This window comes from Yersinia aleksiciae, assembly GCF_001047675.1.
Classification (GTDB): domain Bacteria; phylum Pseudomonadota; class Gammaproteobacteria; order Enterobacterales; family Enterobacteriaceae; genus Yersinia; species Yersinia aleksiciae.
The window spans coordinates 3,508,966-3,521,565 of record NZ_CP011975.1 but is presented as its reverse complement, the minus strand read 5'-3'; the positions used below and the strand labels follow the sequence as shown (position 1 = coordinate 3,521,565).

Below are 12,600 nucleotides of genomic sequence, written 5' to 3'. Positions count from 1 at the left end.
ATGCGGTTTTTTTTTGGGTCTAAATACCCTGATTGGTCAGTTTCCACAGGTTTTCTCCGTGATTGGGAGTGCGCCCTTCCCGGTAATGTAAATTATTCATTTGCCCAAAAATTTCAGCATGTTTTATTCAGATATCAGATTACTATAAGCCCACGACCACTTATTTTGCTTTTTGAACATGGATAAAAGAGTGCTGAAACATTTCTCCTGCTCGCTGCTGGCCGCTGCCCTATTCACCATCCCCTTGCACAGCCAAGCTAAGACCGAGCTTTTGACCTCACAAGTTGTTGATCAACATGCCGAACATATTTTCTATAACAGTGGTGCCATGGGGATGGCACTGGTGGTTATCGATAATAATCAAGTGGTCAACCGCAGTTTTGGTGAAACCAAACCCGGTAACAACCTCCGCCCACGGCCTGACTCATTAATTCGCATTGCATCAATTACCAAGCTGATGACCAGTGAAGTGATGGTTAAACTGGCCGATGATGGCACGGTTAAACTGACTGATCCGTTGCGAAAGTATGCGCCTAAGGGAGCCAAGGTCCCCTCTTATAATACAAAGCAGCCGATAACCTTGCTGAATCTGGCAAGCCATACCAGTGGGCTGCCACGCGAGCAGCCCGGTGGCCCGCAAAAAAGACCGGTGTTTACCTGGCCGACTAAAGATAATCGCTGGCAGTGGCTAAAACAGGCCAATGTGACCGTACCACCAGGGGTTAGAGCCGCTTATTCCAATTTGGCCTACGACTTACTGGCCGATGCGTTATCACGAGCCTCAGGGAAGCCTTATACCAGCCTGCTACGTGATAAAATCACCGCCCCGCTGGGCATGAAAAATACCACCCTCACCCCGACGGCAGAGCAATGTAACCGCTTGATGGTCGGCGTGGGTAGCAGCCGTTGTGAAAATACTACTGCGGCCGCTGGCAGTGGCGGGATCTACTCAACGCCAGAGGATATGCAGCGCTGGATGCAGCAATTCTTATCTTCCGATAACAGTGCGCGCAAAAGCTCAGCCAAACGTGAGCAGACGCTCTATTTCCAGCGCCGTGACCTTACCTCACTGAAGGGCATGGATGTTGCGGGTCAAGCCGATGCGTTGGGTCTGGGCTGGGTTTATATGGCACCGAATGCAGATCTGCCGGGTATCATGCAAAAAACCGGTGGCGGCGGTGGGTTTATTACCTATATGGCAATGATTCCAGAGAAAAACATTGGCGTATTTGTGGTGGTGACTCGCACTCAGCTGACGAAATTTAGCAATATGAGTGACGGCGTTAATCAGCTAGTCGCTCAGTTGGCGAAGAATGGTTGACTCGATGGGCGGTAGTGGTAACACGGCCGCAGCATAGACAAACTGAAAAGCAAAAGCCCCGTTATCTTATTCAGATAACGGGGCTTTTTATTGGTGCCGGCACCAAGAGTCGAACTCGGGACCTACTGATTACAAGTCAGTTGCTCTACCAACTGAGCTATGCCGGCGTAATTTGGCGGAAGGATAGAGATTCGAACTCTAGGACCTGTTACAGTCGACGGTTTTCAAGACCGTTGCCTTAAACCACTCGGCCATCCTTCCAATGAGCGGGATTATGATCTATAGCGTGATGATATGTCTAGTGTTTCATTTAAAAAAATTTGAAATTTGATTCGTTTGGTTAAACTTCATGCCGAAAATGGTCAAAAAAAGCCAATTTGTTCAAAAAGTGGACGCGTCGTGATCCCGTCACGATAGCCCTTTGCCAGCACCAGAAACAAAAAAACGCGGCCAAATGACCGCGTTTTGTCTCAGAACCTATCCGATAATCAGAATTAGAACTGGTAAACCAAACCAACAGCTACGATATCATCAGTGTTGATACCGGCGTTTTTGGTGAAGTTGTTTTCATCCAGCAGGTTGATTTTGTAATCAACGTAGGTGGACATGTTTTTGTTGAAGAAGTAAGTTGCACCAACATCAACGTATTTAACCAGATCCTGGTCACCGTAACCATTGCCTAAGTCTTTACCTTTGGATTGCAGGTAAGCGACAGATGGGCGCAGACCGAAATCAAATTGATACTGAGCCACTAACTCAATGTTTTGCGCTTTGTTAGCAAAACCGAAAACAGCATCTGGACCAGATTTGCTGAAGTCACCGAAGCGAGTCAAGTTGTAAGTCTGAGCATAGGTAGCAGCCAGATATACATTATTGGCGTCATATTTCAGACCACCAGTGTAAGCATCAGCACGATCACCATTACCATAAATACCTGGGGTAATGTTCTGGTCAGTAGTACGTTTAGAGCTAGACATCGCCGCAGATGCACTCACGCCCCAGCCCAGGTCATAAGACAGGGACATACCATAACCGTCGCCATTCTGGCCTTTTACATCACGGCCATTGTTGCTTTCGGTAGGGCTACCATTTTTGCCCTGATATTGCAGCGCAAAGTTCAGGCCATCAACCAGACCAAAGAAGTTGGTGTTACGGTAAGTCGCCAAACCGTTAGCACGTTGCGACATAAAGTTGTCCGCGCCGTAGGTATCACCACCGAACTCTGGCAGTACGTCAGTCCATGAAGTGACGTCGTACAGCACACCGTAATTACGGCCGTAATCCAGAGAACCGTAATCAGCAAATCTCAGACCAGCAAAGCCAACACGCGTAAAGTTGCCTTGGTCTTGATCTTCAGCTTTATTCAGGTTTGCCTGATATTCCCACTGGCCGTAACCGGTCAATTGGTCACTAATCTGTGTTTCGCCTTTCAGGCCGAAACGCATATAGGACTGGTCGCCATCTTTGCTCTTGTCGTCAGAGAAATAATGCAGACCATCAACTTTGCCGTACAGATCCAGTTTGTTACCGTCTTTACTGTAAATTTCAGCCGCGCCTGCGCTACCTGCAACTAATAAAGCGGGAACAAGCAGGGAAAGAACTCGAAGTTTCATCGTTATTATCCTCTATTATTAGATCTAACTATGCCACTGCTCTTACGAGCATATTATCCCAACGGGGTTATTCTATTGTGGTAATAATATCTGGATAGATCCATACAGAAAATGCTACCAAGTTGGAGATAATGTTTCATATTGCCCAAAAAGTATTTCTAAATGTAAATATGCGCGAACTTTCACAAAAATAAGCAACACGTAAAATATAGCACCAATTGTCAAAAACAAATAATATGTTGATATAAAACATGATGATACATAAAAACTTGCGTAGCACAAATTGATAAGTAATATACTAAACCTTGGAGCTATAATAGCTCCGCTATCATCATTATTTTTTATATTACTTTCATTGTGGCTCTTGCAGCCAGATAATTCGTTAGTTGACGGCCGGTCTTTTGACCGGCTTTTTTATTGCCTGCGATATATATAGCAAAGTATATTTATAGTGATGCCTATATTAACAAATTGAAACAATATCCTGATAATATAGTTTCGTGATTATATTTCAGCACGAATAGCTCAATCGCCAAGAACAATAATTAAGCTGTTCGTTCAACTATTGCCCAGCTATATATTTGTATTGCTTTATATTTATTGACTAATAATTAGCCCACTACCATCAATGATAGAGGGTCATAATGGTAGAGTGTTAGCTGATGGTATTAGCGCTCCCGCAGTGATTCCTTCACTTTATTAAGGGGTTTTATCAGATAATCCAAAACTGTTTTTTGGCCAGTTTTAATTTCTACACTCGCGACCATGCCCGGTAATATTGGAAATGATTTACCGGCTTTATTTGTCAGTTCAGCCCTATCAGTGCGAACGTAGATACGGTAGTAAAACTGGTCGCGCTTAACCTCATCTTGCAGCGTGTCCGGCGATACCGTCTCCACCACCCCCGCCATCGAGGCTCTCTATCAGTTGCGCGCGGCTCGATGGCGTGACCTTCCCCGTCCCGACAGTGACTTCATTAATAATGCGACCCAGACTGGCGACATCTTGTTGCACCAGAGTTATTGCACCGCTGATATGCAGCGCCTGTAGCATCTCCTGCTCCGTGGCATGGGGATGTCCCAGCATCAAGTTTTGCCGTAGAGAACCAAAGGGTACCAAGAGGGTTTCACCCGCCACGGCAGCCCCCATTGCGGCTGGGAAAGTGGCATGCACTGGGGGATTGACGCCGTCATCAAACACCAACTCGCTGTAATCGCCCTCACCATCGGTGGTGAAAAAACGCTGATAGCGCACGGTGGTACCCTCTTTCATGTGCACAATCAGGTCACTGCCCTGACGTTAATAACTTTCCATCATACCGGGGGGGACCCCGATAAGTCGGACGCAGGAGGGTAAATAAACACCTCGTAAAAGAGGGTTTAAGCTTGTTTCTGGTGTGGTTAACAGCAACAAAGGAATCAGCGCAATGGCGAGCTTAAATTTTTTATATTTTTTTTAATGTGATCTCGGACAATAAGTTTGCGAATCACGACTTAGATATAAGTCTAGATTTCAAAAACTGTACAATAAAATTTTTCATTTAACTTACAATCATTAAAATGGCAAATGATAAGTGACAGATAAAGACTTCAAAAACCAGCTAATTACAAGCCACCATAATACTGATAAATAATAATATTAATCGTTTAAGCGAAAATCGTGACACTGTACATCAACCAAAGCTCCCCCTATACGCTCAAACAAAACACATCAGTAAAGTTAATTATTTAGCATTACAAATTTGCAACATTTGCCGTCGCCATACTTTAGCTTTATGAATGTTTTAACCAGAATTGTCATTTGCTCAATGTTTAAGCAAAAGTGAATTTAAAAGAACAAACTTATCAATTAGGCCACCATTTATTCTGCTAATCAGATAAATCCCTTCGACCCGCATTTCTCTTTGTGATAGAAACGTCTGTCTATATTGATCATTCATATTAATCACAGACTCTAATACCTCATGAGCACCGAAATACGCCAACAACAAACCTTACGTCAACAATCAAATCAGCCGGGTGTTGCACAGCAAGTCTCGACCCGACTGGCTTTCTTTATCGCTGGATTGGGCATGGCCGCTTGGGCACCACTGGTGCCATTTGCCAAAGAACGTATTGATCTTAATGATGCTTCGTTGGGTTTACTGCTGTTGTGCATTGGTATCGGCTCAATGATGGCCATGCCTCTGACTGGCGTGCTCACGGCAAGATGGGGGTGCCGAGCCGTGATTTTACTGGCGGGCGCGATATTATGCCTCGATCTCCCGTTGCTGGTATTGATGAATACGCCGGTGACCATGGCCCTTGCCCTGTTAATCTTCGGTGCCGCGATGGGCATAATAGATGTCGCAATGAACATTCAGGCGGTCATTGTTGAAAAAGCCAGTGGCCGGGCCATGATGTCGGGCTTCCATGGGCTGTTCAGTGTCGGCGGGATTGTTGGTGCGGGTGGCGTGAGTGCATTACTGTGGCTGGGGCTCACACCACTGACGGCGATTATGGCGACGGTGGTATTAATGATAATCCTACTGCTGACCGCCAATAAAAACCTGTTACAGGGTAGCGGTGAGCCTCATGATGGCCCGCTCTTTGTTTGGCCGCGCGGTTGGGTCATGTTCATCGGTTTTTTATGTTTTGTGATGTTTCTCGCCGAAGGCTCAATGCTTGACTGGAGTGCGGTCTTCCTGACCACACTGCGAGGCATGGAGCCCTCACAAGCGGGGATGGGCTATGCCGTATTTGCTATCGCCATGACGCTGGGCCGCTTAAATGGTGATCGGATTGTCAACGCCTTGGGCCGATACAAGGTATTATTCGGTGGCAGCCTGTGCGCCGCGATTGGCATTATGACGGCAATAAGTGTTGATAGCTCAATTGCCGCTATTATTGGTTTTATGCTGGTGGGGCTGGGTGCATCAAATGTGGTGCCCATTTTGTTCACCGCTGCCGGTAACCAAACCGTGATGCCAGCCAATCTGGCCGTGGCCTCTATTACCACCATCGGTTACGCCGGTATTCTGGCTGGCCCTGCGGCAATTGGTTTTGTCGCACAACTCAGTAATTTATCAGTCGCTTTTGGCTGCGTGGCGCTGCTGTTACTGGCAGTCACCGCCAGCGCCAGAGCCGTCACGCGCTAACCCAGGAATATGCAGCCTCTTTATGCAAAATAACTCGTTATCTACCAGTTCAGCTAAGATCACCCGCTGCTTCTGGCTGTTTATCGTATTGCTGCTCATTACCATCGGGCTGTATGGCTACAACTATACCAATGCTTATCTGACAGAAAAAAAGCACGCGCTAACCTATATCGCCAGCGGTTTGCAGCAGCGTATTGATGATTATCGTTATCATACTTACCAACTCTATGATTTAGCGAATAACCCGGACGTCGCTGATAAGGTCATCCTCTCAGCGCAAGAAATCCGCCTGCGCCCTGATATTTACTCTATTGAGAAGCCACGCAGGAAAACGGATGCGGTCATTTTTGGCAATCACGAACCAGCAACCTTGGCGATGGCCTTGCAGATGTCTGACTATCTTGATAGCCATTGGGGGTCACAGAATGATACCTACTCAATGTATTATCTTAACGGGCAGGATAATAGCCTGACGCTTATCACCACTCAGGCTCTGAAAGAGGTCACCTCGCGCTTTAAAGAGAGCTACCTGACTGTCGCCGCTGAATCCCGACGGGCAGAAATGCTCCAACAGGCTAACACCTTAGATGAGCGCGAGAGTTTCTCGCCACTGCGCAAATTACGTTTCCAAAATGCCTACTATTTCACCCTGAGAACCACCTTTAACCACCCAGGGCATCTGGCAACCGTTATCGCTTTTGATTTGCCGATTAATGACTTAATCCCGCCGAATATGGCGCGCTCAAACTTCCTGCTGCAAAAAGATAAGACGCCAATTAATGAGGGCATGGCACCTGAAGATGTCGCCGCCGCCAGTGTGACACTCAATGGCTACTGGGTTGAGTTCTCCGCCCCTTTGGCTAACGCCACACTGAGAATCGTTTATCGTGTCCCGATTAACCTGTTAGCGATTGATTTGCTGAAGAATAACTTCTGGCTGATTTTGACCAATATATTGCTACTGGTGTCGGCAGTATTAGCCATCTATTTCGTGCGCCGCCAATATGTTCATCCAAGCGCGGATATGGTCGAAAAGTTAGAGGCGCAGAAATCACTGAGTCAGGAAATTATTACCAACCTACCCCAAGGGTTGCTGGTCTATAACTTCAGTAATAACACCGTCGTCGCCAGCAACCAGATTGCCGACAATCTGATGCCACACCTTAATATGCAAAAAATTGCACATATGGCAGAGCAGCACCATGGGGTGATTCAGGGCACCGTGAATAATGAAGTTTACGAAATTCGGATGTTCCGCAGCCAGATTTCACCGGAAACCTATCTATTCCTACTCCATGATCAAGATAAAGAAGTGTTGGTGAATAAGAAGCTGCAACAGGCGAGGCGTGAATACGACAAGAGTCTGCAAGCACGTAAACTGATGTTGCACAATCTGGGGATTGAGCTGAATCAACCCGTCAATATCCTCAATCAGATTGCCCATGAGTTACAGAACACCACTGATTTACAGCAACAACAAGCGCTGACGACCAAATTGATCGCACAATCAGATGCAATTATTGAATTGATTGAGAACATCACCCTACTCACGCGCCTGGAAACACAAGATTGGCAGCCTGAGCAGCGCAGTTTCTCGCTGTCGGCATTAATTGATGCACTGCTGTTGGAGATTCTGCCTGCCATTAATCAGAAAGGTTTAACGCTCTTTAATCACTATCGTGCCGATATTGATCAAAATTACATGGGTGATGAAAATGTATTACGTAAAATACTGTCGCTGCTGCTGCATTATTCCATCATCACCACTGATTACGGCAAAATCACACTCAATGTAGACCACGAACCGGACCATCCAGAACAGCTGATTATTCAGATAACGGATACCGGTGTTGGTATATCTGATGAAGAGATCAGTAATCTTAATTATCCTTTCCTCAGCCAAACATTGGTCGATAGATACAATCATGGTTCGGGGTTAACCTTCTTTTTATGTAACCAATTATGTAGGAAATTAAGCGGCCAATTAGAGATTCGCAGCAAAATCGATATAGGTACTCGTTATACCATCCGCCTAACTATGGCTATCGAGAATGGGCAACAAGAAGAGCAAGAGAAATTATTAGATGGGGTGACGGCATTATTAGATATAACCTCGGAAGAAGTACGTTCAATCATCACCACCTTATTGGGTTCATTCGGTGCAAACTGCATTATTGCCGATGATCGCCTGCCGGGGCGGGATTACGACGTCACGTTAACTGATAATCCACAACAGTATGATAATTTTACCTTATTACTGACTTCAGATGAGGTGGGATTACAGCAGTTGCAGGATAATTATATCCGGGTAAATTATAATTTAGGCAGCGCCGTTATTGATGCAATACTATTATTAATTGAACAACGGATCTTATCAGATGAATCACCGGAAGAGTCTGAATTTATTGCTGAAGATGATATAAGTACCTATGAACAACAACTAAAAACCAGCGACTATTATTCCTTATTCGTTGAGACAGTACCGATAGATCTGAAGAAACTGTATACTGAACTTCAGCAACGTGATTTCATATCGCTTTCGCAGACTGCACATCGATTGAAAGGCGTATTTGCTATGTTGAACTTGGTACTCGGCAAGCAGCTATGTGAAACATTAGAACAGCATATCGCAGATGGCGATCGGTTGAAGATCGAAAATAGCATCAGTCAAATTGATTCTTTCGTCACCAGACTGTTGCAGCAAGGTAACCCATAACCATGAACAACCTTAATGTAATTATTGCTGATGACCATCCAATTGTTTTGTTTGGCATCCGAAAATCACTTGAACAAATTGAATGGGTAAACGTTGTTGGGGAATTTGAAGATTCAACATCGCTTATTAACAATTTGTCTAAACTAGATGCCAACGTGTTAATTACTGATCTCTCTATGCCTGGAGACAAGTATGGTGATGGCATCACGCTGATAAAATATATAAAACGTCATTACCCAGACTTAGCCATAATTGTTCTAACGATGAATAATAACCCGGCTATTCTCAGTTCTGTTTTGGACCTGGATATTGACGGGATCGTATTAAAGCAAGGCGCACCAGCTGACCTGCCTAAAGCATTGGCAGCATTACAAAAAGGGAAAAAATTCACCCCTGAAAGTGTGGCTAAATTGCTAGAAAAAATCAGTGCCAATGGTTACGGTGATAAGCGCTTGTCACCGAAAGAGAGCGAAGTTTTACGGTTATTTGCTGAAGGTTTCTTGGTGACCGAGATCGCCAGAAAACTGAATCGCAGCATTAAAACTATCAGTAGCCAGAAGAAATCGGCGATGCTGAAACTGGGCGTAGATAATGATATCGCCCTGTTAAACTATCTTTCTTCCGTCACTATCAGCCAAGTCAATAAAGAAGAAGAATAGCTGTTTCCAAACCCGGTATTGCTCAGCAGCACCGGGTTTAATAATATCTCCCCTCGCCTACCTATTCAGATGATTAATTAATCTTCTTTATTACTGTATTTATCACCCAAATCCCTTGCCGCTACACCAACAACGGCTCGCTAACACCGCGGTAGCGTCAAGGACGCAGGGTTAGCGTGAGCGTCGCACTTTATCACTGTAATAACGCAGCATCTGCCGCAATGTATCCAATGTTACCGGCTTAGATAAACAGTTATCCATGCCCGCTTCAATACAGCGCTGCTTGCTTTCAGCCAGTGCATTCGCGGTTACGCCAATGACTGGGAAGTGATGATTCAACTGCCGTAAACGCTGAGTTAAACGATAGCCATCCATGTTCGGCATATTAACGTCAGTGAGCACGATATCGACGTTATTGGCACTCAGCACCGCCAGAGCGTCCAGCCCATCGTTCGCTGTCATCACCTGATAACCCAATGCGGTGAGCTGATCGGCTAATAACCGACGATTAATCGGATGATCGTCCACAACCAAAATTTGCATATCCGCATTATCATCCTGATTGGCTTTCGGCGCTGGTAGCTGTATGGGGGAATTGCTGGCCACCGACAGCGGCTCAAGCAATAACCGATCCAGTAGCGAGATAATCTCTAGCAACGTAGAAGTACTCAGCAACCAATAACCTGGGCGAGTCTCTTGTGGCAAACCGATATGCTCAATGGAGAGTTGAATCCAAGTCGATAGCGGCGCGCTGATTTGTGGCAAATAATCACAAATCAACACTTGATCGTTCAAGGGCTGATCAAGGCTGTAGCGCCGAACTATGGCACCAAAATGACTCAGAAGATCAAGTAAATAGCGCTCCAGACGCGCATTGCGAATATCCAGCCACAGGGTTTTCCCTTGCCAGCGATCGCTCTGTGGCAACACGGTATTATTGGCTTCATCGCTGTTTTCGGCTAAATACAGTGGGATGCGGATAGCAAAAATACTGCCCATCCCTAACTCAGAGATCACCTCGACATCCCCGTCCATCAAGTTGACCAACTTCTCGCAGATAGCCAAACCTAAACCCGTCCCCTGGAAATGGCGCTGCACGCCAGTGCCTACCTGGAAGAAAGGATCAAAGAGCTGGTTTATCTCGCGCGAATTAATGCCGACCCCCGTATCCCGTACTCGGAACTCCAGATAGTCGCCACGCACCCGCACTTGCAAGATGATGCAGCCTGTATCGGTGAATTTAATAGCGTTATTCAACAGGTTAGAAATCACCTGTTGCAGGCGAACAGGATCCCCCATCATCACTCGCGGGACATCCGGTTCAATAAAGCAGTACAGACCTAGCCGTTTTTTCACCACCAGCGGTAGATAGTTAGCGGAGATATGTGTGATCACTTCAACGGTAGAAAATTCACTTGGCTCAATTTTCAGTTGTTCAGACTCGATTTTAGAAAAGTCGAGTATGTCACTGATAATTTTGAGTAATAAGCCAGAGGAGTTATTCATCGCCGTCACCAAGCGGTCAACACCTTGTGGGAGCTCTTTGGTTTGCAATAAATCGAGGTTACCAATAATCCCATACAGTGGGGTGCGCAACTCATGGCTGACGGTGGCCAAAAACATCGATTTAGATTGGCTGGCCTGCTCTGCTGCTGCGGCCATCTCTTGCAGTGACTCTTCCATTTTCACCCGCGAACTGACATCCACCAGCACGCAGATAGCCACATCTTCGTTACGGTAGCGGGAGTGAACAAAGCTAATTTGCAGATTATTGTTATTACTGGTCATCACATCGACGAAGTTAGCCTGCTGCTCACAAATAATGCGGGTAATGCGTTCACGGTCTTCGTTCGTTAACAAATTAATATAGTTATGCGCTAATTCATTGCTGAGGATATTGGTCCCATCACTGATGCGCAGGATGGAGATCCCCACCGGAGCAGAGGCCACAATTTTGCGGTTGAACTGCTCATGCTCTTCCAGTCTCAAAGCATTATCTTCAGCCGGGTGGAACATTTTTCGTTCAAATAGCCAGGCTAGGGTAAATATCACCACCGCAGAGAGTATATTCAGCAGTAATGCATTAAAAATTAATAACTTGAATGTTTCGATTATCGTTCTAACGGGCAAGGAATAGGCAATGCTGAGGGTCGATGGCAGCAAATTCTTTTTCAGTATCAGACTATTATAATCATCGATATAGCCGAAATAAGATGGGGAATCAGGATAGTTATCCAGCATCGAAGCATGACGCTCCCCGGTCGCCAGCCGTAATACCGGCTCATTGTCCTGATCCAGCAAGGTCACGCCAATCGGCAGTGGCCCAGATGAGATAAAATCCTCCAGACGAATCGTTTGCTCAGTACCGACAAATGCTTCTAATTTGTTACCCACATACAACGGGCTAAGCACATACAACGTCCCAATCTCTGGCCGTACGCCAGGAACCACCCAATACAGCGCGCTATCTTTATCCTGACCATTAGCATCACGATATTTTAAAATCTGTTCATTCAGTGACTTAAGTAGATTTTCTTGATCCATTGGCGCGTTGCGGATATCGAAATCCACCATACACAATGTGTCGTTACCGATAAAGAAGATGCGGTTAAGGTCATAAGCGGCGGCGAAATTCTCTTTCCAATACAGGATAAGGTTACTCAGCGAATTTAATGAGGAGTGGCGAGAGGTGTTAAGCGCAGCGCAATCGGCATCTGAATTGAGCGGATAATATTTTGGTGTCGTTTTGTTTCTAATGAATGAGCCAGCGGCAATATCGCTGCTCGCCGAATTGTGATTTAACCTATTCTCCGCCATATATTTGATATCGCGAATAATGTCGGAGGAGTGCCGGATGTAACTCTGCGCCTGCTCAAAGTTAGTATTATATTCCTGCCGAATATCAGACTTTTTCTCATTAAGAATGTTCAGGATATAAAACGTCGTCAACAACGCACCGAGTGACCATAGCATGACGGCCAATACCCGAAACAGGTAGCGGGAAATTTTCAGTGTCGTGCGAAATGAAGAAAGATATTTCAATCTGATACCTGGTTAAAGCATTGCCGGAGAGGCTACGTGGTTGACAGAATACACTACCAATAACACATAAAAAAGCCAGCACGTAGGCTGGCCTTTGTCTTCATCAAGTGACG

General features: G+C 45.6%; 7 protein-coding genes, 2 tRNA genes and 1 pseudogene. 4 read left to right on the top strand and 6 right to left on the bottom strand.

The window, feature by feature from the left end; all coding sequences use genetic code 11:
• The first annotated feature begins 178 nt into the window (after positions 1 to 178).
• Complete coding sequence (ampH, locus tag ACZ76_RS15790) at positions 179 to 1,321, top strand: D-alanyl-D-alanine-carboxypeptidase/endopeptidase AmpH (protein ID WP_048619773.1); 1,143 nt, start codon at positions 179 to 181, stop codon at positions 1,319 to 1,321.
• Between the two features lie 91 nt (positions 1,322 to 1,412).
• Here the strand turns inward: ampH and ACZ76_RS15785 are convergent.
• The 5 genes and pseudogenes from ACZ76_RS15785 to ACZ76_RS15765 form a co-directional block, all read right to left on the bottom strand.
• A tRNA-Thr gene (locus tag ACZ76_RS15785) sits at positions 1,413 to 1,488 on the bottom strand.
• Positions 1,489 to 1,494: 6 nt separating this feature from the next.
• Positions 1,495 to 1,582, bottom strand: a tRNA-Ser gene (locus ACZ76_RS15780).
• Positions 1,583 to 1,815: 233 nt separating this feature from the next.
• Complete coding sequence (locus ACZ76_RS15775) at positions 1,816 to 2,934, bottom strand: porin OmpC (protein WP_048619772.1); 1,119 nt, start codon at positions 2,932 to 2,934, stop codon at positions 1,816 to 1,818.
• A gap of 668 nt (positions 2,935 to 3,602) precedes the next feature.
• Positions 3,603 to 3,845 (bottom strand): annotated as a pseudogene (locus ACZ76_RS15770) (secretion protein HlyD); the annotation flags it as partial.
• The gene (locus ACZ76_RS15765; RefSeq protein WP_048619770.1) at positions 3,799 to 4,206 is read right to left on the bottom strand and encodes a hypothetical protein; all 408 of its coding nucleotides are present in this window, start codon (positions 4,204 to 4,206) and stop codon (positions 3,799 to 3,801) included. The pseudogene ACZ76_RS15770 and the gene ACZ76_RS15765, both read right to left, overlap by 47 nt.
• A gap of 691 nt (positions 4,207 to 4,897) precedes the next feature.
• Between ACZ76_RS15765 and ACZ76_RS15760 the strand changes: the two genes are divergently transcribed.
• From ACZ76_RS15760 to rcsB, 3 genes are read left to right on the top strand one after another with little or no spacing between them, the layout of a single operon-like run.
• Complete coding sequence (locus tag ACZ76_RS15760) at positions 4,898 to 6,070, top strand: MFS transporter (protein WP_048619769.1); 1,173 nt, start codon at positions 4,898 to 4,900, stop codon at positions 6,068 to 6,070.
• Between the two features lie 22 nt (positions 6,071 to 6,092).
• Positions 6,093 to 8,786 (top strand): phosphotransferase RcsD, encoded by a 2,694-nt coding sequence (gene rcsD, locus ACZ76_RS15755; RefSeq protein WP_048619768.1) that lies wholly within the window; start codon positions 6,093 to 6,095, stop codon positions 8,784 to 8,786.
• A 2-nt stretch (positions 8,787 to 8,788) separates the two neighbouring features.
• On the top strand, positions 8,789 to 9,445 hold the full coding sequence (rcsB, locus tag ACZ76_RS15750; RefSeq protein WP_004875319.1) for a response regulator transcription factor RcsB: 657 nt from the start codon (positions 8,789 to 8,791) through the stop codon (positions 9,443 to 9,445).
• Positions 9,446 to 9,616: 171 nt separating this feature from the next.
• Here the strand turns inward: rcsB and rcsC are convergent, their stop codons facing one another.
• Positions 9,617 to 12,487, bottom strand: coding sequence for a two-component system sensor histidine kinase RcsC (rcsC, locus tag ACZ76_RS15745; RefSeq protein WP_048619767.1), 2,871 nt, complete (start codon positions 12,485 to 12,487; stop codon positions 9,617 to 9,619).
• Between the last annotated feature and the right edge of the window lie 113 nt (positions 12,488 to 12,600).